This is a genomic window from Nocardia sp. NPDC058114 (genome assembly GCF_042884695.1).
GTDB lineage: Bacteria > Actinomycetota > Actinomycetes > Mycobacteriales > Mycobacteriaceae > Nocardia.
Genome location: NZ_JBHVTK010000003.1, coordinates 462107 through 484806, shown reverse-complemented (window position 1 = coordinate 484806; position 22700 = coordinate 462107). Strand labels below are relative to the sequence as shown.

General features: G+C 66.9%; 24 protein-coding genes. 16 read left to right on the top strand and 8 right to left on the bottom strand.

Annotated elements, in window-relative coordinates; all coding sequences use genetic code 11:
* Positions 1-417: 417 nt before the first annotated feature.
* Entirely contained in the window at positions 418-1161 is a 744-nt protein-coding gene (gene cobM, locus ACFVVI_RS14830; RefSeq protein WP_387445767.1) for a precorrin-4 C(11)-methyltransferase, read from the bottom strand.
* Between the two features lie 92 nt (positions 1162-1253).
* Here cobM and ACFVVI_RS14825 point away from each other — a divergent pair, with 92 nt between their 5' ends.
* Entirely contained in the window at positions 1254-1943 is a 690-nt protein-coding gene (locus ACFVVI_RS14825; RefSeq protein ID WP_387445766.1) for a DUF3105 domain-containing protein, read from the top strand.
* Here ACFVVI_RS14825 and ACFVVI_RS14820 read toward each other — a convergent pair.
* The 3 genes from ACFVVI_RS14820 to ACFVVI_RS14810 are packed head-to-tail and all read right to left on the bottom strand — an operon-like array spanning position 1940 to position 4220.
* Complete coding sequence (locus ACFVVI_RS14820) at positions 1940-2365, bottom strand: PPOX class F420-dependent oxidoreductase (RefSeq protein WP_378634433.1); 426 nt, start codon at positions 2363-2365, stop codon at positions 1940-1942. The two genes, ACFVVI_RS14825 and ACFVVI_RS14820, sit on opposite strands and share 4 nt — an antisense overlap.
* A 59-nt stretch (positions 2366-2424) precedes the next feature.
* Positions 2425-3042, bottom strand: coding sequence for a LuxR C-terminal-related transcriptional regulator (locus ACFVVI_RS14815; protein ID WP_387445765.1), 618 nt, complete (start codon positions 3040-3042; stop codon positions 2425-2427).
* Positions 3039-4220, bottom strand: a complete 1182-nt coding sequence (locus tag ACFVVI_RS14810) for a sensor histidine kinase (RefSeq protein WP_387445891.1) — start codon at positions 4218-4220, stop codon at positions 3039-3041. Before ACFVVI_RS14810 ends, ACFVVI_RS14815 begins: the two co-directional genes overlap by 4 nt.
* 130 nt (positions 4221-4350) lie before the next feature.
* Between ACFVVI_RS14810 and ACFVVI_RS14805 the strand changes: the two genes are divergently transcribed.
* Together ACFVVI_RS14805 and ACFVVI_RS14800 are read left to right on the top strand one after the other, a co-directional pair.
* The gene (locus ACFVVI_RS14805; RefSeq protein WP_387445764.1) at positions 4351-5391 is read left to right on the top strand and encodes an ABC transporter permease; all 1041 of its coding nucleotides are present in this window, start codon (positions 4351-4353) and stop codon (positions 5389-5391) included.
* An 85-nt stretch (positions 5392-5476) separates the two neighbouring features.
* Complete coding sequence (locus ACFVVI_RS14800) at positions 5477-6190, top strand: ABC transporter ATP-binding protein (protein ID WP_387445763.1); 714 nt, start codon at positions 5477-5479, stop codon at positions 6188-6190.
* On the opposite strand, the gene ACFVVI_RS14795 is transcribed toward ACFVVI_RS14800, so the two are convergent.
* Both ACFVVI_RS14795 and ACFVVI_RS14790 read right to left on the bottom strand, forming a co-directional pair.
* Positions 6183-6602, bottom strand: coding sequence for a PIN domain nuclease (locus ACFVVI_RS14795; protein WP_387445762.1), 420 nt, complete (start codon positions 6600-6602; stop codon positions 6183-6185). The genes ACFVVI_RS14800 and ACFVVI_RS14795 overlap by 8 nt on opposite strands.
* Positions 6599-6808 (bottom strand): type II toxin-antitoxin system VapB family antitoxin, encoded by a 210-nt coding sequence (locus ACFVVI_RS14790; protein ID WP_101468427.1) that lies wholly within the window; start codon positions 6806-6808, stop codon positions 6599-6601. Before ACFVVI_RS14790 ends, ACFVVI_RS14795 begins: the two co-directional genes overlap by 4 nt.
* Before the next feature lie 109 nt (positions 6809-6917).
* Here ACFVVI_RS14790 and ACFVVI_RS14785 point away from each other — a divergent pair, with 109 nt between their 5' ends.
* Positions 6918-7331, top strand: a complete 414-nt coding sequence (locus tag ACFVVI_RS14785) for an NYN domain-containing protein (protein ID WP_387445761.1) — start codon at positions 6918-6920, stop codon at positions 7329-7331.
* Here the strand turns inward: ACFVVI_RS14785 and ACFVVI_RS14780 are convergent.
* Entirely contained in the window at positions 7328-7927 is a 600-nt protein-coding gene (locus ACFVVI_RS14780; protein ID WP_378990855.1) for a TetR/AcrR family transcriptional regulator, read from the bottom strand. The genes ACFVVI_RS14785 and ACFVVI_RS14780 overlap by 4 nt on opposite strands.
* A gap of 88 nt (positions 7928-8015) precedes the next feature.
* On the opposite strand from ACFVVI_RS14780, the gene ACFVVI_RS14775 reads away from it, so the two are divergent.
* The 8 genes from ACFVVI_RS14775 to ACFVVI_RS14740 all read left to right on the top strand — a co-directional run bounded on the left by ACFVVI_RS14775 (position 8016) and on the right by ACFVVI_RS14740 (position 18941).
* Complete coding sequence (locus tag ACFVVI_RS14775) at positions 8016-9623, top strand: carboxyl transferase domain-containing protein (RefSeq protein ID WP_379312420.1); 1608 nt, start codon at positions 8016-8018, stop codon at positions 9621-9623.
* A gap of 5 nt (positions 9624-9628) precedes the next feature.
* On the top strand, positions 9629-11737 hold the full coding sequence (locus tag ACFVVI_RS14770; protein WP_387445760.1) for a biotin carboxylase N-terminal domain-containing protein: 2109 nt from the start codon (positions 9629-9631) through the stop codon (positions 11735-11737).
* On the top strand, positions 11734-12894 hold the full coding sequence (locus ACFVVI_RS14765) for an acyl-CoA dehydrogenase family protein (protein WP_266293533.1): 1161 nt from the start codon (positions 11734-11736) through the stop codon (positions 12892-12894). Before ACFVVI_RS14770 ends, ACFVVI_RS14765 begins: the two co-directional genes overlap by 4 nt.
* Positions 12891-13373, top strand: coding sequence for a MaoC family dehydratase (locus tag ACFVVI_RS14760; protein WP_378990861.1), 483 nt, complete (start codon positions 12891-12893; stop codon positions 13371-13373). Before ACFVVI_RS14765 ends, ACFVVI_RS14760 begins: the two co-directional genes overlap by 4 nt.
* 26 nt (positions 13374-13399) lie before the next feature.
* Positions 13400-14215, top strand: a complete 816-nt coding sequence (locus ACFVVI_RS14755; protein ID WP_378990862.1) for an HpcH/HpaI aldolase/citrate lyase family protein — start codon at positions 13400-13402, stop codon at positions 14213-14215.
* A 58-nt stretch (positions 14216-14273) separates the two neighbouring features.
* Complete coding sequence (locus tag ACFVVI_RS14750; protein ID WP_387445759.1) at positions 14274-16217, top strand: acetoacetate--CoA ligase; 1944 nt, start codon at positions 14274-14276, stop codon at positions 16215-16217.
* Between the two features lie 12 nt (positions 16218-16229).
* On the top strand, positions 16230-17444 hold the full coding sequence (locus ACFVVI_RS14745; protein ID WP_387445758.1) for a TetR/AcrR family transcriptional regulator: 1215 nt from the start codon (positions 16230-16232) through the stop codon (positions 17442-17444).
* Between the two features lie 81 nt (positions 17445-17525).
* Positions 17526-18941: a DUF1254 domain-containing protein gene (locus ACFVVI_RS14740; protein WP_387445757.1), complete on the top strand. Its 1416-nt coding sequence runs from the start codon at positions 17526-17528 to the stop codon at positions 18939-18941.
* A 20-nt stretch (positions 18942-18961) separates the two neighbouring features.
* Here the strand turns inward: ACFVVI_RS14740 and ACFVVI_RS14735 are convergent, their stop codons facing one another.
* A complete protein-coding gene (locus ACFVVI_RS14735; protein WP_387445756.1) occupies positions 18962-19615 on the bottom strand; it encodes a hypothetical protein in 654 nt (217 codons plus the stop codon).
* A gap of 239 nt (positions 19616-19854) precedes the next feature.
* Here ACFVVI_RS14735 and ACFVVI_RS14730 point away from each other — a divergent pair, with 239 nt between their 5' ends.
* From ACFVVI_RS14730 to ACFVVI_RS14715, 4 genes are read left to right on the top strand one after another with little or no spacing between them, the layout of a single operon-like run.
* Positions 19855-20193 (top strand): WXG100 family type VII secretion target, encoded by a 339-nt coding sequence (locus ACFVVI_RS14730; protein WP_387445755.1) that lies wholly within the window; start codon positions 19855-19857, stop codon positions 20191-20193.
* On the top strand, positions 20190-20489 hold the full coding sequence (locus ACFVVI_RS14725) for a WXG100 family type VII secretion target (protein ID WP_387445754.1): 300 nt from the start codon (positions 20190-20192) through the stop codon (positions 20487-20489). Before ACFVVI_RS14730 ends, ACFVVI_RS14725 begins: the two co-directional genes overlap by 4 nt.
* 3 nt (positions 20490-20492) lie before the next feature.
* Positions 20493-21749, top strand: coding sequence for a polymorphic toxin type 34 domain-containing protein (locus ACFVVI_RS14720; RefSeq protein ID WP_387445753.1), 1257 nt, complete (start codon positions 20493-20495; stop codon positions 21747-21749).
* A gap of 55 nt (positions 21750-21804) precedes the next feature.
* Positions 21805-22617 (top strand): HEAT repeat domain-containing protein, encoded by an 813-nt coding sequence (locus ACFVVI_RS14715; protein ID WP_387445752.1) that lies wholly within the window; start codon positions 21805-21807, stop codon positions 22615-22617.
* The last annotated feature ends 83 nt before the right edge of the window (positions 22618-22700 follow it).

Sequence of the window (22700 nt, the reverse complement as noted above, 5' to 3'; positions counted from 1 at the left end):
CCCAAACCTCGCTTCCGGAACACCCGGTCAGGCGCTCCCCGACGACACCGGAACGCGAGCGCCCACCTGAATAAGCGTGGCGCCCGCGTCTCGGGTTCAGTTCTCGAATCAATCAGGCAAAAATGTCCATTGGCACTATCTGTCACCCAGGCTGGTCTCGTTACACGGCCGAGACCATGCACCTGACCGTCCGGCCGCCAGCGCCGGTCTACTCGTCGCAAACCATCGCACCAATCTACCGGTGCGCTCGCCCCGCAACCAACCACCTCCATAGCCGCCGAGCATCGGCCCAGGTAAAGCCTGCGACCCACGTTTGCTGACGCTTGTCTGCGTTCTCACATCCCCGCTGGATGACCTGTGCACCGCGGCAACTGAGTGATGGATCACACCGATTGGTCTGCTGTGCTGGAGTGGGTGTTACCGGGCCCTGGCCGGGTCGTAGAGGTGCGACTGGGCGCAGTCGATAGACGTGGCCAGCGCGCGCCCGACCAGGATCACCGCGGCTTGACGCAGCCCGGCCGCCTCCACCTGATCGGCGATGTCGGACAGGGTGCCGCGCAGGACGAGCTGTTCGGGTTGGCTGGCGCGATAGACGACGGCGACGGGGCAGTCAGTGCCGTACTCGGCGACCAGCTCCTGCGCGAGCACGCTGATCCGGGTGATCGCGAGATGCAGGACGAGCGTGGCACCGGTGGCGGCGAAGTTCGCCAGCGCCTCGCCGTGCGGCATCGCGGTGGAGCGCGCCTGGGTCCGGGTGAGGACTACCGACTGGACGACCTCGGGGACGGTCAGTTCGGTGCCGAGGGCCGCCGCCGCGGCCGCGTAGGCGGGAACGCCGGGGGTGATGTCCCACGCCACGTTGCGGGCGTCGAGCCTGCGGGTCTGCTCGGTGAGGGCCGAATAGAGCGAGGGATCACCCGAACACAGCCGGGCCACGTCCTTGCCCGCCTCGGTGGCGCGCACGAGGTGGTCGATGATCTGGTCCAGGTTCAGGTGCTGGGTGTCGATCAGTTCGGCGCCGGGCGCGCAGTGGGCGAGGACCTCGGGGTCGAGGTAGGTGCCCGCGTAGAGGCAGACGGGGCTGTCGCGCAGCAGGTTGACCGCTCGCACCGTGAGCAGGTCGGCGGCGCCGGGGCCTGCCCCGATGAAATGCACAGTCATAGTCGGGAGTCTAGGAGTGCCCCCGGCGCGGGGAGACAAGTAGGTTCTGTGTCGGACGGCAGGTGTCGGCGACGAGGAGACGGGGGTCCGCGATGCGGGTTTCGAGTAGGTCCGGTGGGGTGCGCGGCGCAGGCGCTTGCGCGGTCGTGGTCGTGGCCGCCACGCTGGCGACCGGGTGCTCGGGTGAGAAGGTCGCCGGTCAGGCGACCGCCACCGCGGACAGCTTCGCCCCGTCCTCGGACAACCGTGACCCCTCGCTACAGATTCGCGGCGTCGTCGTCACCGAGATCGCGCCCGGGCAGCAGCACGTGCGGCCGAACCAGCGAGTCGCCTACCCGTCGATCCCCCCGGTGGGCGGACCGCACGACGCCCAGTGGGCGGCCTGCACCGGCGTCGTCTATTCGAAGGCCCTGCGCACCGAGAACGCGGTCCACTCGCTCGAACACGGGGCGGTATGGATCGCCTACGACCCCGCGAAGGTGAGCGCGCAGGATCAGGCGGCGCTGAGCGCCCGAGTCACCGACCGCCAGTACACCCTGATGTCCCCCATCCCCGACATGAGCCACCCGATCTCACTGCAGTCGTGGGGCCACCAGCTCACCGTCGACTCGGCCACCGACGAACGCATCGACCAGTTCATCGTCGCCCTCCGCGAAAACCCGTACACCACACCGGAAGTCGGCGCGACCTGCTCGTCTCCCCTGTTCGACCGCACCGATCCCCCGCCGTACGACCCCACCCCGCCCGGCCCCGACGCGGTCCCGATGACCGGCGCCCGCTAGCCCGTCATATCGAACTGCGCGATGATCTTCGTCGGCCGCACCCGCACCACGAGCTCGCCCGCGACCCCGTTGCGCTGACCGAATTCGTCCGCCTTGTCCGGACCCATGTACCGGGCCGCGATGGCGGTCGCGGTCCGCACGAGCTCATCGAGATCTTCGGACAGGGTGACCGTCCCCTGCACCTCGACCAGCGCGTACGGCGGCTCCTCGAGGTCGACGCACACCGCGACCCGCGGATCACGCGCGAAAGCCCGCCCCTTGGCCGTGTTCTTACCCGTATTGAAAACCAGCTCGTCACCTTCGACGACAAACCACACCGGCGTCACCAGCGGACGCCCGTCCGCCGCGGCGAACGCCACCTTGCCCGTTCGCGTTCCATGGGAAAGAAATTCGCGCACCTTGGGATCAGACAGAGAGGCCATACGCCCAGGGTAAGCGCAGCGGCGGCGGGGGCGCCGAAGGTGAATCAGCATGTCGACAGTTAGATCGCGCCGCTTTCGCGGGCTGTGGCGACGGCGGAGGTGCGGGACTTCACGCCGAGTTTGGCGTAGATGTGGACGAGGTGGGACTTCACGGTGGTTTCGCTGAGGAAGAGTTGTTTGGCTATGTCGCGGTTGGAAAGGCCGGCGGCTACCAGGCGCAGGACTTCTACTTCGCGGGGGCTCAGGGTGGTGTCGGCTCGGCGGACTCGGGTCATCAGGCGGGAGGCGACGGTTGGGGAGAGCACGCTCTCGCCCGCTGCGGCGGCGCGGACGGCGGCGAGGAGTTCGGTGGGTGGGGTGTCTTTGAGGAGGTAGCCGACGGCTCCTGCTTCGATGGCGCCGAGGATGTCGGCGTCGGTGTCGTAGTTGGTGACGACGAGGACGTTCGGCGGGGTGGGCAGGGCGCGCAGGTCGGCGGTGGCGGAGGCGCCGGAGCGACCGTCGCCGAAACGCAGGTCCATCAAGACCAGGTCGACGGGGGTGGCGGCGCAAAAGGCCACTGCCGCATCGGCATTCGCGACATCACCGACAACGGTGATGTCGGCGGCGGAGTCGAGGAGAGCGCGCAGGCCCGCACGGACGATGGCGTGATCGTCGGCGAGGAGAAGGCGGATCATGAGGCCGCGCCGAGCGGGAAGGTCACCGACACTGCGGTGTGGCCCGGTTCGGATTCGACGGTCATCGCACCGCCTTGTTGCTCGACGCGGCTGCGCATGGCGGCGAGGCCGAACGCGCCGGATCGGCGGTGGCGCAACATATCCGGCTCGATGCCGATGCCGTCGTCGACGATGTCCAAGTGCGCGTCGGTGTCGTCGTAGGTGAGGGTGACCCGCATGCGCTCAGCCTGCGCGTGCTGCACCACATTGGCTACCGCGCTCTGCGCGATCCGCACCAGCGCCGCCTCGACCGGCATCGGCAGGCGCTCCGGCTCACCCTCGACGAGCAGCTGCGTGGTCAGTGTCGGCGACTGCGCGCGCAGACAAATGCGTTCCAGCGCTTCGGCCAGTGATTGGCCGTCCAGCGCGGCGGGCGACAATTCGTCGATGAGCCTTCGGGTTTCGGCCAGGTCTTCGGCGGCGGTCTCGCGCGCGAGCCGAATACGGTCCAGCGCAGGATGATCCGGTGCGGCCTGCTCAGCGCTGTGCAGGAGCAGTTGGATGCTGCTCAGGCCCTGGGCGACGGTGTCGTGGATCTCCTTCGCCAAGCGTTCGCGCTCGGCGAGCTTGCCCGCCGTGCGCTCCTGTTCCGCGAGAATCGCTCTGGTGCCGATCAATTCGTCGATCAGCCGCTCGCGCTCGACTGCCTCACGACGCAGGGCCTGGTAGCCGAGCCCGATCCCGATCGCCACCAGCGCGCCGAGAACAGGCCCCACCACCGCACCCGCGGACCAACCACGATGCGCCGCGAACCCGATCACACCGACCGCCGTCGCCGACACCACCGCGACCAGATTCCACGGCCGTGGCAACAGGTGCAGGTAGACGAAGAACAGCCCGAACGCCAGGTAGACCGCATCAGCGGTGAGCGTGAGCAAGACCAGCCACAACACGGTCAGAGCCGCCAGCCACACCCACACCGCAGCATCGGGATACGCAGGCGAACGTGAGCGCGGGAACTCGGTCCCCGCGAAATACACCAGCAACCACACCACCGTCAGCGCGACCACCGCGACACCGTGACCGCCGCCGCCGGGCAGCATCGCGCGCACCGCGACCACCACCGCCAGCACCGTCACCAGCACATGCAGGCCGAAGCGCAGGGTGGTGACCACCGGGGTCAGGGGGGACGAGTGCACGTCGACCAGCTTATGTGCGGCAACCACGCGGGCATCCATCGAAAGATGTAAACGCCGCCAGACCTTGGATGGACGGCGATTCGTGCGCCGGTGCGATGGCGTCGACGGACGAGAACGACAGAGTGGAGTCATGTTCGTCGCACTCCGAGATCTGCGGGCCGCCCGTGGCCGCTTCCTGCTCATCACCACCGTCGTGTTCTTGGTGGCGGTGCTGGTGAGCTTCCTCAGTGGCCTCACCGCTGGGCTGGCGCACCAGAACATCTCCGCTGTCCAGGGCATCGACGCCGACCGGGTCGTTTTCGCCGAAACCGGGGCCGACCCGTCGTTCGACTCCTCGGTGCTCACCGAGCAGCAGATCGCGCAGTGGGAATCGGCGGACGCGACCCCGATCGGCATCTCGCGCACCAGGGCCGAGCACGCGGGTGCGAGTCCGACGCAGGTCGCGTTGTTCGGCGGCGACCCATCGGCATTCAGCAATCGCCCTGCTACCGCTCCCGGCGCCGTGGTGCTGAGTTCGGCGGCGGCTCGCGAGCTGTCGGCAGGCTCCGGCGACGTCGTGCTGCTGGCAGGGCACGAGTTCACCGTCGCCGACGTCGCCGGCGACGAGTGGTACAGCCACACCCCCGTGATCTGGACGAGCCTGCAGGACTGGCAAGCGGCCAGCCCGCGCGCCGGTGCCGCGACCGTGCTCGCGGTGACCGGCGAGGCCCCCGGCGGCCTCGACGCCGAAGCAGGCACGCACTCGCTGCCCGCGAAGGAGGCCGTCCAGGCGATCGGTTCCTACCAGGCCGAGAACAGCTCACTCACCCTGATGACCGTGCTGCTGTTCGCCATCTCGGCCCTGGTGATCGGCGCCTTCTTCACGGTCTGGACCGTGCAGCGCCAACCCGATATCGCCACCTTGAAGGCGCTCGGCGCGACCACCGGCTCCCTGGTCCGTGATGCCCTCGCCCAGGCCGCGATCGTCCTGACCGCGGGTGTCACGGCGGGCCTGGCGATCACCGCCCTCGCCTCACTGTTCCTGGGCGAGGCGATGCCTTTCGTGCTCAGCCCCGCGACAACCTTGGTCCCCGCACTGGCCCTGATCGTCCTCGGCCTGGTCGGCGCCGCTGTCGCCCTGCGCTTCCTGTTCACCACCGACCCACTGACCGCGCTCGGCGCGACCCGCTGACGATCCCATGACGACCGTCGCCCGCACCGATGCCGCAGTCGCGCTGCCGATCCACCGCACTGCGCGACCGAACGAAGGATCCACTGTGGCACTCACTCTCACCGACGTGACCCTCACCTACCCCGACGGCACCGACCGTCTCACCGCCCTCGACCGGGTGAATCTGCACGTGCCCGGCGGCACGATCGCCGCGGTGACCGGCGCGTCCGGTTCAGGAAAGTCGAGCCTGCTCGCCGTCGCCGCGACCCTGATCCGCCCCGATTCGGGCACGGTCGTGCTCGACACCGAGTCCGGCACCACAGATCTCGCCACGCTGAGCCGACGAGCCGCGGCGACCGCCCGCCGCAAGTCGATGGGCATCGTCTTCCAGCAGCCGAACCTCATCCCCTCGCTGACCGCGATCGAGCAACTGGAAGTCACCGCCCACCTCGGCGGCCCGAAACGGGCATCACGCCACGCAACCAGTACCCGCGCGAGAGAACTTCTCGACGCGGTCGGCCTGACCGACCACGCCCACAAACGCCCCGCCCAGCTCTCCGGCGGCCAGCGCCAGCGCGTCAACATCGCCCGCGCCCTTATGAACGACCCGGCCCTGCTCGTCGTCGACGAACCGACCAGCGCCCTCGACTCCGAACGCGGCGCCGCCATCATCGACCTCATCACCACCATCGCCCGCGACCACCACGCGGCCACCATCCTCGTCACCCACGACCCCACCCACCTCCACCGCATGGACGCCGTCTACCGCATGACCGACGGCACGCTGATGACGCTGGAGGTGCCGAGCGAGGTCAGCTGACGGTTCCCGGTGGCGCGATCCACTGGGTGGACTGACCGGTTGCTTTGGCGACTGTCTCGAAATCATGGTCGTAATGCAGAATCGTGATGCGATTCGCCTCCGCGGTGGCCGCGATCACCAGATCCGCGGCACCGGCACTGCGATGCTGACCCTGTTCGGTGAGCAACTGCTGAACCTCGTGTGTCCGCGTCCACACACCATCGGGCGTGGGTGCCCAGCCGAACAGTTCACCGAGCAGCTTCTTCTTTCGCAATCGATCGGCGAGTGACGTTGCGCCGTAGAGGAGTTCAAGCTCCACGACATCGCACACCGCGACCGCACCCGCCGTCACTGTCTCCTGCCACGCCTGTTTGACAGCCTGATTCGCGATGAATCTGACGGCGGCGGAGGTATCGATCAAATAGCTGATCACGCTCGGTAGTTGGACTTGTCGAGCAGCACGTCGAAGTCGCCCTGCTCCGCCATCTCGGCAAGGCTGTTCAACGCCCGCACGCGCTTGAGCCGCTTGGCGACCTCGGCGAGAGCCGCGTTGACGGTTTCCTTCTTCGTCGATGTTCCGAGAAGTTGCTGCGCCTCCGCGAGCGCTTCGTCATCCACGTCGATCAGTAGCTTGGACATTGCCCCCACCTGACATTGATGTTATATACGACCTATATAGATCATATATCAAGGTAACTGCCCCGGCGCACAATCGCGCCTGCGGCAGTACGCGAGGCAGACTGGGTCGATGAGCGATCCGAGGCATCTCGTCGTGGTGGATGCGGCCAATGTGATCGGGTCGCGCGCCAACGGATGGTGGAAGGACAGGGCGGGTGCTGCTCGGCGATTTCTCGCCGACGTGGCGGACCTGACTACCCGGCTTCCTGACAACACCGAAGTCACGGTCGTCCTCGAAGGAGCGGCCAAGGCCGCTGCCGACGGTGCCGCGCCCGCCGCGCCGCGGATGGAGGTGGTCCTCGCCGAGCGCTCGGGCGACGACAAGATCGTGGACGTGGTCGCCGAGGCCGACTCCTACGAACGGATCACGGTCGTCACCGCCGACCGCGAGCTCCGCACCCGTGTCGAAGCCCACGGCGCCGAATCCGTCGGCCCAGGCTGGCTCTGGAACCAGCTCGACCGACCCGGCGCCGAAGCGAACTAGCCGGCCGTCAACGCCGCCAGGGCCATCTGCCGCAGCACCGGCCGGGCCCTCGACGCACTCGCCGCGGAGGCGCTGTGCGGGGTCGAGTTGATCAGGCCGAAGGCGGCGTGGGCTTGGATGCGGGCGGTTTCCTCGGGGAGCCCGGGGGTCAGTTCGCGCAGGACACCAACCCAGATCTCGACGTACTGGCGCTGGGTGCGACGCAGGACGCGGCGGTCGTTGGCGGGGACATTGTCGAGGTCGCGGTCCTGGATGCGGATGAGCTCGGGGTTGCCGAAGGCGAAGTCGAGGTGGAAGTCGACCAGCGCGGTCAGCGCCGCAACGGCCGACGGCGATTCGTCGACGACGGCGCGACCGCCCGACAGCAGGCGCTCACTGATGCCGACCAGGAGTTCGACCAGCAGCGCCTCTTTGTTCGCGAAGTGCCGGTAGACGGCGGGGCCGCTGATGCCGACCGCCGCGCCGAGGTCGTCGAGCCGCACGCCGAAGAAGCCGCGGTCGGCGATGAGCCGGGCGCCCGCGGCCAGCAACTGCTCGCGCCGCTGGGCCTTGAGCTGCTCGCGGCGGGTCGCCTGGACAGGCTCGGTAGTCGACATCGTGGCCGCCCCCTCTGGACAACTTGGTTAGTCAAGATTAACCTGAATTTCAGTTATTAGCGATTAACCGAATGGGAAGAGTGGCGTGATGACGGTTACGCACGAGACCGAAGACGGCACCGTGGCCGCGACGAGCAACCGGGACGCGCACGGCGCCCTGGTCGCGGATCTGCGGCAGCGGCTGGCCACGGCCGCCCTCGGTGGTCCGCAGAAGTCCCGCGAACGGCACGTGGCCAGGGGCAAGCTGCTCCCCCGCGAGCGCGTCGACCAATTACTCGACCCCGGCAGTCCGTTCCTCGAACTGTCCCCGCTGGCGGCCAACGGCATCTACGGCGACGAGTGCCCCGGCGCCGGCGTGATCGCCGGCATCGGCCGCATCGCGGGCCGCGAGTGCCTGATCCTGGCCAACGACGCGACGGTCAAGGGCGGCACCTACTACCCGATCTCGGTGAAGAAGCACCTGCGCGCGCAGGAGGTGGCCGCGCAGAACAACCTGCCGTGCGTGTACCTCGTGGACTCCGGCGGCGCCTTCCTGCCGCACCAGGACGAGGTGTTCCCCGACCGCGAGCACTTCGGCCGCATCTTCTTCAACCAGGCGAACATGAGCGCCAAGGGCATCGCCCAGATCGCGGCGGTGATGGGTTCGTGCACCGCCGGTGGCGCGTACGTGCCCGCGATGGCCGACGAGGCCGTGATCGTGCGCGACCAGGGCACCATCTTCCTGGGCGGCCCGCCCCTGGTGAAGGCGGCGACCGGCGAGATCGTCACCGCCGAGGACCTCGGCGGCGGCCTGCTCCACTCACGCACCTCCGGGGTCACCGATCACCTGGCCGACGACGACCGCGACGCACTGCGGATCGTCCGCAATATCGTCGCCACGCTGGGCCCGCGCCCCGAAGCACCGTGGGAGGTCCTGCCGAGTACCCCGCCCGCCAAAGCCGAGGACGAGCTCTACGACGTGGTGCCCGTCGACCCACGCACGCCCTACGACGTGCACGAGGTGATCGACCGGATCATCGACGGCGAGAGCGGCTTCCAGGAGTTCAAGGCCGAATACGGCAAAACCCTGATCACCGGGTTCGCCCGCATTCACGGCCATCCGGTGGGCATCGTCGCCAACAACGGCGTGCTGTTCGCCGAATCCGCCATGAAGGGCGCGCATTTCATCGAGCTGTGCGACAAGCGCAAGATCCCACTGCTGTTCCTGCAGAACATCACGGGCTTCATGGTCGGCCGTGACTACGAGGCCGGCGGCATCGCCAAGCACGGCGCGAAGATGGTCACCGCGGTCGCGTGCGCGCGGGTGCCGAAGCTCACGGTCGTGATCGGCGGGTCCTACGGCGCGGGCAACTACTCCATGTGCGGGCGCGCGTATTCGCCACGCTTCCTGTGGATGTGGCCCAACGCGCGCATCTCGGTGATGGGTGGCGAACAGGCCGCGTCGGTGCTGTCGACGGTGCGCGGTGATCAGCTCGACAGCGCGGGCAAGCCGTGGTCCGAGGCGGATCAGGAGGCGTTCAAGGCCCCGATCCGCGAACAGTACGAGACCCAGGGCAACCCCTACTACGCGACCGCGCGCCTCTGGGACGACGGCGTGATCGCGCCGACCGATACCAGAACCGTGCTCGGTCTTGCCCTTTCGGTGTGCGCGCAAGCGCCGCTCGAACCCGTTTCCTACGGCGTCTTCCGGATGTGAGCGACATGCTGAACAAGAACCATCTCGTCGAATTCGACACCGTCCTGGTCGCCAACCGCGGCGAGATCGCGGTGCGTGTGATCAAGACCCTGCGCGACATGGGCATTCGCTCGGTCGCGGTGTACAGCGACGCCGATGCCGACGCACGCCACGTGCGTGAGGCCGATGTCGCGGTGCGGCTCGGACCGGCGCCCGCGCGCGAGAGCTACCTGTCGATCGAGAAGGTCGTCGATGCCGCCGTACGTTCGGGCGCGCAGGCGGTACACCCGGGTTATGGCTTCCTGTCGGAGAATTCGGCCTTCGCGGCGGCACTGGCCGATGCGGGCATCGTGTTCCTCGGCCCGCCGGCCAAGGCCATCGAGGTGATGGGCGACAAGATCACCGCGAAGAAGACGGTGACGGCGTTCGGGGTTCCGGTGGTGCCCGGCATCGCCGAACCCGGCCTGACCGATGACCAATTGATCGCCGCCGCAACGGACATCGGTTACCCGGTGCTGGTGAAGCCGTCGGCAGGCGGTGGCGGCAAGGGCATGCGCCGGGTCACCGACCCCGCCGATCTGCCCGCCGCGCTGGTGAGTGCCCGGCGCGAAGCCGCTGCCGCGTTCGGCGACGACACCCTGTTCCTGGAGCGGTTCGTCAACCGGCCCCGCCATATCGAGGTGCAGATCCTGGCCGACAAGTTCGGCAATGTGGTGCACCTGGGTGAGCGCGAATGCAGCTTGCAGCGCAGGCATCAGAAGGTGATCGAGGAGGCTCCCTCACCGCTGCTGGACGCGCAGACCAGGGCCCGGATCGGCACCGCCGCCTGCAATACCGCCCGCAGCGTGGACTACGTGGGCGCGGGCACCGTGGAGTTCATCGTCTCGGCCGACCAGCCCGACGAGTTCTTCTTCATGGAGATGAACACCCGTCTGCAGGTGGAGCATCCGGTGACCGAGATGGTCACCGGTGTCGATCTGGTGGAATGCCAGGTGCGGGTCGCCGCGGGCCAGAAGCTGGCGCGCACCCAGGACGAGATCCACCTCGTCGGGCACGCGATCGAAGCACGGGTCTACGCGGAGGACCCGGGTCGCGGGTTCCTGCCGACCGGCGGTGCCGTGCTGGCGCTGTCGGAGCCGGAAGGCGCCGGCGTGCGGGTGGATTCGGGGCTCTCGGTGGGCACCGTGGTCGGTAGCGACTACGACCCGATGCTGTCGAAGGTGATCGCGCGCGGCAATACTCGCGCCGACGCGCTCGCCGCGCTGGACCGCGCGTTGGAACAGACCGTGCTGCTTGGCGTGACGAGCAATATCGAATTCTTGCGTTTCCTGCTCGCCGACGACGATGTACAGGCCGGCCGTCTCGACACCGCGCTGCTGGATCGCCGCGTCGCCGACTTCGTACCCGCCGAGGTGACCGACGACGAATTCATCGCCGCCGCGACACATCACTGGTTGCGACGCTGGCCCGCCACCGGCGGCGACCCCTGGTCGACCCCGTCGGGATGGCGCCTCGGCGAACCCGCCCCGACATCGATCAGACTGTCCGCGGGCGACCAGGCGCGCCACGTGTTCATCACCGGCACACCGGCTTCGGCGACCGTGTGGCTCGACGAGCCGGAGTCCGGCGAACCGGCGAGTCACCCCGAACCGCGCACGCTCACCGCCACCGTCTCGGCCGACGGTCTCGCGTCGACGCTCGACGGGCTGCGACGCACCTACCGCATCGCCGAGGCCGACGGCCAGCTGTGGGTGAGCCACGACGGCGGGCTCGCCGTGCTCCGCGAGGTCGCCGAGGCGAGCGTGCGTGGCGACGCCGCCCACATCGGTGACGCCGAAATCCGCAGTCCCATGCCGGGTTCGGTGATCGCCACGCCGGTCGAGAACGGCGCGACCGTCGCCGTCGGCGATCCGGTGATCGTGATCGAGGCCATGAAGATGGAGCACGCGCTCACCGCGCCGGTGGCAGGCACGGTGGAGGTGCTCGCCCTCCCCGGCGCCCAGGTGAAACTGGACCAGGTGCTGGTGCGCGTCATCGCCCACCCCGCAGAAACCGTCGTCGCGGCAGTCGCGACCGAACCCGCCGTCGCCGAGACCGCCGCGGCACCGACCGAGCCCGAAGGAACCCCCGCATGACCGACTACCTGTCCACCGGTTCGCTGCCGGAGGAATACCGCCAGCTCGCCCTCACCGTGCGCGATTTCGCCAACCAGGTCGTCGCGCCGGTGTCGGCGAAACACGATGCCGAACACAGCTTTCCGTACGAGGTCGTGGCGGGCATGGCCGAGATGGGCCTGTTCGGCCTGCCGTTCCCCGAGGAGTTCGGCGGCATGGGCGGCGACTACTTCGCCCTGTGCCTGGCGCTCGAGGAACTCGGCAAGATCGACCAGAGCGTGGCCATCACCCTCGAGGCGGGGGTGTCGCTGGGCGCCATGCCGATCTACCGCTTCGGCAACGACAAGCAGCGCACCGAATGGCTGCCCCAGCTCACCAGCGGGCAGGCGCTGGCGGGCTTCGGACTCACCGAACCCGACGCGGGCAGCGACGCGGGCGGCACCAGGACCACCGCCGTGCAGGACGGCGAGAGCTGGGTGATCAACGGCAGCAAGCAGTTCATCACCAACTCCGGCACCGACATCACCCGCCTGGTGACCGTCACCGCGGTCACCGGACAGGCAGGCGGCAAGAAGGAGATCTCCACCATCCTGGTGCCGACCTCCACCCCGGGTTTCGTGGCCGAGCCCGCCTACAACAAGGTCGGCTGGAACGCCTCCGACACCCACCCGCTGAGCTTCACCGACGTGCGGGTGCCGCAGGAGAACCTGCTCGGCGAGCGCGGTCGCGGCTACGCCAACTTCCTGCGCATCCTCGACGAGGGCCGCATCGCCATCGCCGCGCTGGCCGTCGGCGCCGCGCAGGGCTGTGTGGACGAGAGCGTGCGCTACGCGGGTGAACGCCAGGCCTTCGGACAGGCGATCGGCCGCAATCAGGCCATCGCGTTCAAGATCGCCCGGATGGAGGCGCGGGCCCATGTCGCGCGCACCGCCTACTACGACGCCGCCGCGCTGATGCTGGCGGGCAAGCCGTTCAAGAAGGCCGCTTCGATCGCGAAGATGGTCGCAAGCGAGGCCGCGATGGACAACGCCCGCGACGCCACCCAGATCTTCGGCGGCAACGGCTTCATGAACGAATACCCGGTGTCGAGGCACTACCGTGACAGCAAGATCCTGGAAATCGGCGAGGGCACCACGGAGGTACAGCTGATGCTGATCGCAAGGGAGCTGGGTCTGTGAGCGAAGGTAGGCGGGTGGTCCAGCGCGGGCTGTGGTTCGAGGAGTTCGAGATCGGCACGATCTACGAGCACCGGCCCGGCCGCACCATCACCGAGGCCGACAATGTCCTGTTCACCACGCTGACCATGAACACGCAGGCCCTGCACCTGGACGCGGCCTTCGCCGACGCGCAGCCGCCGTTCAACCAGCGCCTGGTGAATTCGATGTTCACGCTGTCGACCCTGGTCGGGCTCTCCGTCGCCCAGCTCACCCAGGGCACGCTGGTCGGCAATCTCGGTTTCTCCGAGATGACCACGCCCGCACCGCTGTTCCACGGCGACACCATGTACGCGGAAACGCTGGTCACCGACAAGCGCGAATCCAAGAGCCGTCCCGGCGAGGGCATCGTCAGCCTGGCCCACACCGCACGCAACCAGCACGGCGTGATCGTGGCGACCGCGATACGCAAGACACTGGTCCGCAAGGCGCCGCAGGCATGAGCGGCCACCCGCCGAAAGGACGCAGTATGAGCTGGCAGCCGAGTGGTCCCGCGTGGCTGTTCTGCCCGGCCGATCGCCCCGAACGCTTCGCCAAGGCCGCCGCGGTGGCCGATGTGGTGATCCTCGATCTCGAGGACGGTGTCGCGGCGGGTGACAAGACAGCGGCCAGGCAGGCGCTCATCGACACCCCGCTCGACCCGCAGCACACCGTGATTCGGGTCAACGCGGCCGGCACCGACGACTACGCGGCCGATCTGGCCGCGCTCGCGCAGACCGCCTACCGCCGGGTCATGCTGCCCAAATGCGAGTCGGCCGACCAGGTTCGCAGCCTCGACGGCTACGAAGTGATCGTGCTGGTCGAATCGCCGCTCGGCGCGGTGCGGATCACCGAGTCGGTGCAGGCAGACAATGCCATCGGCGTGATGTGGGGTGCCGAGGATCTGGTCGCCGGACTCGGTGGCAACTCGAGCAGGCACGCCGACGGCAGCTACCGCGATGTCGCCCGTCAGGTGCGTTCATCGACGCTGCTGGCGGCCAAGGCCTTCGGGCGCTTCGCGCTGGACTCGGTGTACCTCGACATCAAGGATCTCGACGGCCTCGCCGCGGAGACGAGCGATGCGGTCGCCGTCGGATTCGACGCCAAGGTCGCCATCCACCCGAGTCAGGTCGCCGTGATCCGCGATGGCTACGCACCCGACCCCGCCGAGCTCGACTGGGCGCATCGAGTGCTGGCGGAGGTGCCCAACCATCGCGGCGTCTTCGCGTTCGAGGGCCGTATGGTCGACGCACCGGTGCTCCGGCATGCCGAACAGATCGTCCGGCGCGCAGGCGTGCCCAGCTGATCATCGGGTAATCCACCCCCCGATACACGAAGTAGTCCAGTTCGAGGAGGACATCGGAGTGCAACCGCAATGGGTACCGAGCGCGCAGGACATCGCGTCGGCCCGAATCACCGACTTCGCCGCCTTCGTTACCACGCGAACCGGCGACCCGTACCCCGACTACCAGGCCCTGTGGCAGTGGTCGGTGGACGACGTCGCCGGCTTCTGGCAGGCCGTGTGGGACTACTTCGAGCTCGGCGAGACGGCCGGCGAGGTGCTCGGCTCGCGGGAGATGCCGGGCGCGCAATGGTTTCCCGGCACCCGGCTGAACTATGTCGACCAGATCATCCGGATGGCCCAGTTCGGCCGCCCCGCGGTGATCGCCCTGCACGAAGAGGCCGAGCCGCGGGAGGTGTCCTGGGCCGAATTGATCGAACAGGTCACGGTTTTCGCGCGCACCTTGCGTGAGCAGGGCGTCGAGGCGGGCGACCGGGTGGTGGGCTACCTGCCCAATATTCCGGAAGCGATCGTCGCCTTCCTCGCCACCGCCAGTATCGGCGCGGTGTGGAGCGCCTGCGGTCAGGACTACTCGGCCAAGGCCGCGCTGGACCGGCTCGGCCAGCTCGACCCGACGGTGCTGGTCACCGCCGACGGCTACCGGTTCGGCGGCAAGGAACACGACAAACGGGCCGACATCGCGGCGCTGCGCGACGGGCTGCCCGGCCTGCGCGCCACCGTCGTCGTCTCGCAACTCGGACGCGAGGTACCCGACACGCTGTCCTGGACGGACTCGGTCGCCGATGCCGGACTCGGTGTCATCGAAACCGTCCCCGTCGATTTCGATCATCCGCTGTGGATCGTGTTCTCCTCCGGCACCACCGGGCTGCCCAAGGGCATCGTCCACGGCCACGGCGGTGTGCTGCTCGAGCATCTGAAAGCCGTAGCGCTGCAATCGAACATGGGCCCCGAGGACACGTTCTTCTGGTACACCAGCCCGAGCTGGATGATGTGGAACTTCCAGGTAGCGGGTCTGCTCACCGGCACCACCGTCGTCACCTACGACGGCAGCCCGACCGCGGGCGGGCCGGATGCGCTGTGGCGCATCGCCGCCCAGGTGGGCGCCACCGTTTTCGGGACCAGCCCCGGCTATGTTCTCGGCTGTGTCAAGGCGGGATCGGTGCCACGCACCGAGCACGACCTCTCGGCCCTGCGCTCCGTGGGTATCACCGGTTCGTCGCTACCGGTGTCGAGCGCGCTGTGGCTGAACGAGAATACCGGAGAGCATGTTCAGGTGAACTCGATCAGCGGCGGCACCGATGTGGTGTCGGCGTTCGTCGGTGGCGCCCCGACCGTGCCGGTATGGCCGGGTGAGCTGTCGGCGCCGTATCTCGGCGTCGCCCTCGATGCCTTCGACGAGCAGGGCAACCCCGTGCGCGGCGAGGTCGGCGAGCTGGTGGTCACCGCGCCGATGCCGTCGATGCCGGTGAGCTTCTGGCGCGACGACGACGGAAAGCGCTACCACGCAGCCTATTTCGACACCTACCCCGGCGTATGGCGCCACGGCGACTGGATCACCCTCACCGAACACGGCAGCATCGTCGTGCACGGTCGCTCCGATTCGACGCTCAACCGCCACGGCATCCGCATGGGCAGCGCCGACATCTACCAGGTCGTCGAACAGTTTCCGGAGATCGCCGAGGCCCTGGTGATCGGCGCCGAACAACCCGACGGCGGCTACTGGATGCCCCTGTTCGTCGTGCTCGCCCCCGGCGCGGCACTCACCGAAGACCTGAAAACCCGTCTCGCCACCGCGATCCGCACCGAGGTCTCCCCGCGCCACGTTCCCGACGAGATCCGCGAAGCCCCCGGCATCCCCCACACCCGAACCGGCAAGAAGCTGGAAGTCCCCATCAAAAAGCTCTTCCAGGGCGCTGATCCCGCTCGCGTCGTCGAACGCAGCGCCGTCGACGACCCCGCACTCCTCGACTGGTATGCCCGGATAAGCCCACCCGACAAGGGCTAATACACTTGAACTATGAATGTCAGCGAGTCTCGTGGGGCGCGTGGGGTAGCTGGGACTGAAGTTCGGCGGCGGCCGAAGAATCGCCGGGCGCAGATCGCGGCGTCGTCGGCGGTGGCGTTCGGCGCAGCCGGATATCACGGGGTGAGTATGGAGGACATCGCGTCCGGGCTGGGAATCAGTTCGGCCGCGCTGTATCGGCACTACCCCAGTAAGTACGCGTTGTTCCGGGAGGAGTTACTTCGGGTCGGGCAGGCGTTCACGGCATCGATCGTGGTGTCGGCCGAAGACACCCTGCCCGCGGCGCAACGGTTGCGGCACATGCTGACCGGGCTGATCGGCGCGACCGTCGAGAATCGGGCGACGGTGCGGCTGGTGCGATGGGAGGGCCGCTACCTCGAGCCGGCGGATCGGGTGGTGCTCGACGAGCAGCAGGGTTCGGTGCTGGTCGCGCTCGACGAACAGCTGGCGATCCTGCGTCCCGAATTGACCACGGCCGAGCGGCGTATGGTCTCCACGGCGATTCTCGGCGTGGTCACCAGCATCGCCGATCATCACGCCGCGCTGCCCCTTCGCACGCTGAACAAGTTGCTCGGCTCGGCGTGTATGGCGCTCACCGACACCGCGTTGCCGCCTGCCGCAATCGTTTCGGAGCAGGGTGCCCGCGCCCAGATTCCCGACTCGTTCAAACATGAACTGCTGCTGCGCAAAGCGGTAGAGCTGTTCCACAAACGCGGCTATCCGAATGTGAGCGTGGAGGACATCGCCTCGGCGGCGGGATTGTCGGCAGCGTCGGCGGTGTACCGGTTCTATCGCGGCAAGAGCGACATCCTCGCCGCGGCGTTTCGGCGCGCGGCCGACCGGGTGTCGGGGGCGATCGGCCCCGCGGTGGCGAGCACGCCCGACAGCGGGGCCGCGCTGGACGTGCTGGTCGAGCAGTTCGTCGCCGACACCTTCGACGAGCGCGCGCTGGCCGTCGTCTACTACGCCGAATTCGGGCACGTGCCCGCCGAGGAACGTGCCGTCCTGCGCAATATCCAGCGGTTGAGCGTGCAGGAGTGGGCGCGGCTGGTGCGCGATATGCGGCCGGAGCTCTCCGCGGCCGAGGCGCGTTTCCTGGTGCACGCGGCGTTCGCGATGGTCATCGACCTCGGTCAGCGCTTCGGCGACGACCCGATCGCCGGCCGGGCCAGGGTCGGATTCCTGATGCGGCGGGTGCTGCTCGGTTGAGGCAATTCACCCGTTGTGTATGAGGCGGTGCGTTGCTGACTCGTCATAGGCTCGGCGATCAAGCCTTCGAACGGAGCGTGCATGGATTCTCGCGCGAGCGCGCTGACCAGGCGATCGTTGCTCGGGCTCGCCGCCGCGGCCACCGCCGCGGCGGCGTTGCCCGGATGCGGTGACGCATCGGTTCCCGAGCCGATCCGCACCACCGGTCGCCCGGATCTGCTCGCCCGGGCGATCGACGCCTACATCTACGGCTATCCGATGATCCTGCTGGACATGATGCGCGCGGCGAGCGGGCCGATCAACGGCTTCGATCACAGCGTGCTGCCCGATCCCGACGATCGCGGGGTGGCCAGGCTCAGCCACGACATGGTGTATTCGCAGGCGTGGCTCGACATCACCGAAGAGCCGATCGTGCTCCAGATCCCGGGGATGGAACCCGACCGGTTCTGGCTGTTCCAGCTGGTCGACGGGTGGGCGAACACCGTGCACGACCTGACCAGCAAGACCCCGCGAACCACCGTGGACGCCGACGGCCCACCCTTCACCTACGTCCTCACCGGGCCGCAGTGGTCCGGTGTACTGCCCGCGAACATGACCCGGCTGCACATGCCGTCGTCGATGTGCACGATCGTCGCGCGGGTCCAGATCAACGGCACCGGGGACGCGCCGACGGTCAACCAGTGGCAGGAGAAGATGAAGCTGATCCCGCTCAGCGCGTGGGATCGCGGTGAGCTCGCCGGGACGGTCAGCCGCGTCCACGCGATAGACCGTGGACCGGAGCCACCGACGAAGCGGATCGCCGCGTTGGACGGCCGCACCTATCTCAACCGCCTGTGCCGGCTGATGCTCACCGATCCCCCCGCTGCCGCCGACGCGCCACTGATGACGCAACTGGCCACGATCGGTGTCCAGCCCGGCGGGGTCCTCGACGACCAGCCCGCCGAGATCCTCGACGAGGCGGTGCGCCAGGCTCACCGCCGCATCGCCGACTGGACAGACCCCACCGCCCGCTCCGTCAACGGCTGGGAGATCCCCGTCGACCTCGGCACCTTCGGTACCGACTACCTCCGCCGCGCGGCCACCACCAAGCGCTCCCCCGCCCTTGCCCCCATTCGTGACGTGCTCTACGCGAACCGCGACGCCCCCACCACCGACGACCGGGGCAACCCACTGCGCTACCGCATCCGCTTCGAACCGGGCCGATGGCCGCCTGTCCACGCCTTCACCTCGATCACCGCCTACGACACACAAGGTTTCCTGGTCCCCAACCCCGACACGATCTACTCGGTAGGTCACTTCCCCGCCGTTGTCCCCGCCCCCGACGGATCTGTGGAACTAGCCGTCCAGCACCAGGACCCACGTCCCGCCGTCCCCACCGGCAACTGGCTCCCCATCCCCGCCACCGGCGACTTCTCCCTCACCCTCCGCCTCTACGCACCGCGCGAGAACGCCCTCGACGGAAAGTGGGAGCCGCCGCCGATGACCCTGGTCGACTGAGCCGGGCACGGATTGTCCGATCACCCGAACTCGACAACGGTGCCGTTCTCGATCGACACCCTCGCGGCCTCGAACAGCAGCAGCCAGGTGATCAACTCCCGGTCGAACGGGTGCGACGAATCGCTGTCCAGCATCGTCCGGATCCTGCCGATCTCGGCGTCGGAGAGCACACCATCGACCAGCTCGACACCCAAATACGGTGCGACATAGACGAGTTCGCGCATCAGCGCAGTGCTCGACCCGACCATGCCACCGGCGATGTCGACATCCTCGCCGACGAAAAGCACGTCGTCGAAATCGACCGGAACGTAGAACCCTTCGCAATCCGAATGGCAGATCAGGTGGGAGTCGAAGGTGGATCCGACCAGGTTGATGGCTGGATCATCCGATGCGCTGTCTCCGTCGGCGACGGGTGTCGGCGGCTGCTCGGGATACTCACGCGCTAAGGCATACGCGCGTCGCAGATAATGCACGAAAGAGTAGGGCACGCTCCCTATCCGAGCGCGGTCCACCGCCGGTCCCGCAACCCTCGGCTCGTCGTGCGGAGCAAGCCCCTCCCGCACCAGTAGCTCGCTGAGCGCACGCAGTTGCTCGGTCAACGCATCGAGATACTCCGGGTCGCCGCCGTCTGCCACGGCAAAGGCCAGCCCCCCGGTTCCCACTGAAAGTCCCATGGGCGCAAAGCTAGCCTGACCGTCTGACAGCTATCCGGGCGTCGCTGGTCAGGGTTTGTTGGACATGGCAGCGATGAGGGAGGAGGGGCGCATGTCGAGATCGGCGCTCCTCTCCGTAGAACGCCCCCTCGAGGTCTTAGAAGCGCGCTAGCCCTACATCGGGAACCACCCGCGGCCGCCAATCCGATTGTGGCGACGACCAATAGCGGTCACCTCGGCGCCCCGCTACGGTTGGCCGGGTGAGTGTTCCAGGGGGGACCGGTCAGTCGCTGACAGTAGTCCCAGATGATGTTCGAAATGTCGGCAACTACGTATACGGATTGGCCGAAACGCTGAGGTCAGCGCTGGATTCGGCCGGGCGCGAGGTCGACGCCCTTGATCGAACATGGTTCGGTTCCGCAGCATCGGGGTTCAGCACCGGCTGGTGTGAGACGAACAGCAGTGGGCAACAGATCATCTCAGCGCTGACTCAGATGGCCGAAAAGCTGGGAGTGACTGCTGCCACATACCAGCGACAAGACCAAGCACAGGCCTCGGCGATGGGGACATTCAGCCTCGACCTTCCGGGGCAGTCATGAGTGACGAGTTCGCAGTAGACCTTGACCACCTCGATCAAGTAGTCGCCCGGCTGACCGGACTGGCTGGCTTCATCAACGAACATCTAGATGAGATCGACGACAAGGTGGCCATGCTCGCCGGGACCGGTTGGGAGAGCGTCGCCGCGACGGCTTACGAAGTCGCCCACCGGCAATGGGCGGTCAGTGCTCGAGAGTTCACCGAAGGCGTGCAGGACATGAGCGATGCAGCCAAAACTGCGCATACCGCCTACTCGGATGCGACAGATGCCAACACGAAGATGATGCGGGGCGCGTGAACGGTGGCAATCCAAGTCAATCCTCAAACATATTATGATGCTGCCACGAGCTGCGCGAAGGTGAACTCAGAATTCCTTTCCGCCCTGTCCGCCCTATGGAAATCGCTACAAAACAGCGGCGAAATGGCGGGGAGTTACGACAGAGTCACCAAATGGGGTTCCGACTATGATGAACATTCACTTGACCTACTGAGCACATCCGCATCACTGTCGAATGCGCTCGCAAATTTTTCCAACATCTTGAACACGGCCGGAAACAATTGGGCGCACTCGAACTGGAATGCCAATCCCGACCCGACAAAGGGGGCCGCTCCTACCTTGCCCATGCATGTCCCTCAGGGGTTGGTGTTCCAAAACGATATTCAGGCACCACCTTCATCATGCGGTGGAGATGCCAAGGGACTTGATACGAGCATCCCTGGGCTACTTTCTCAAATTGGCTACACCGTCCCCAATGGAGACCGCGATAAGCTGCTGTCAGCGGCAGAAGCATGGAAGAAATTCACGGAATCTGCAGCCGTGAAAAATGCCGAAGCGGAGATCAAGAAGATTTCTTCAGCGTTCGATTCAGCTGGAACCAACGCACCCGACCTGAACGACGTGAAATCACATCTCACAACCCTCGCCGGTGGGGCCGCCGCGATCACAGCTGTCTCTGCGACATTGACCAGTTCCGTCGGGGAGCATCAGACCAGTCTCGTCGCGTTTCGTTCCGATCTGGACACCCACGTCAACGACCTGATGCGCGAACTGTTGACCATCGCAGCGGTCACTGTCGGGGTGATGGTACTGACGGAGATATTGACGATCGGTATTGCAACCCTGGGACCTGTCGAGGCAGAGGCGGCTGCCGGCGCCGCCGCAGGCGCGGCCGCAATCACCGCAGGCGCTGCCAGGATTCGGAAGCTATGGGATATCTGCAGACTCTTCCAGACCCTACAGCTCGGCGTCGGAATCGCCTTGGCAGCGGACGCAGCTCATCCGTTGGGGGTCCAGTCAGCATTGGACGACATTGCATCGCTCACAGCAGTTGCTGTGGCCGGCGCCTTCGTCGCCGAGATGGCCAAGGGTGGGAAGCAGCGCGTCGCCGATAGCGGTATCGAGCAGGAGATGCGCGATCTCATGTCCAGAGAAAGCCTGGACAAATGCGGTGCCCTCGCCAAGCTGTGGGACCTGGCAGATGCCGCGAAGCGACAGAGAATCAAGAAGACTCAGAAGGCTCACGACTGCCGGCAATCAAGCGGTGGCGGTGGTCGATAGCCGCGAGTATGCGAAGTAGCTGTCATTGACTCTGAACTCTCGAAGGCGAGGAAACATGCAGGACAACCCGGGTGACCCTGTCGAATCTCTCAGCTCCGGCAATCCAGACAGGCAGGTAGCCGCGCTGATCGAACTGATCAAGGAAGATGATCAATCAAAGATTGATCTGGTGCTCCCTCTGTTCGGAAGTTCGGATATTGCAGTTCGAAGCGAGGCGGTCCGCGCGGCAGGGTTCCTTGGCGGAGCCTCCGTCGACGACGTTGGACCATTACTTGTCGGGATGCTCGAAGATCCAGACGAGCTCGTTCGCACCGAAGCGGCCGAAGCGCTCACTATGATCCAGTTCGCGCCTGCCGTCGGACCGCTGACATCGCATCTTCGATCCGACGATTCATGGATAGTCCGGGCGTCGGCGGCGGAAGCATTGGGACGCTATCCGGGAAGTTCGACAGCGGCGTTGTTCACGTGTGCGGACGATGATGACGAGCTGGACGAGGTTCGCAGGTACGCGATTCACTCTTTGGGTCAGACCCCGATCAATGACCCCGACAATAATATGGAAGCCCTTGTCAATAAGCTCGAGAACGACCCCGATCTCGGACTGCAGGTTCGTCTCGCCGCCTACCGAACCGGAGATAGGTCACAGATAGAGGCGGTGAAGAATGCCGCTGCAACGATGAGTGAGTTCGATGCAAGTTTGGTCCTCAATGATATCGATGCTTTCCTGGACCATCCACGCCCACCGACACTGGAGGCCGATATTCCGACCATTGGCAACATTGTCGACATCATCGCTCTCCGTTGGCCGTTCGAACGACCGCACGCCGCGAAAGTCCGGAACAGATTGCCCGACGTGGAGGGACAGTAGCTCATTCAGTTCATCGCTCCGCCTTCAAGCATGAGAATGCTACGAGACACCGTTCAAATCGCATGCGCCGATCTGTCCGGACC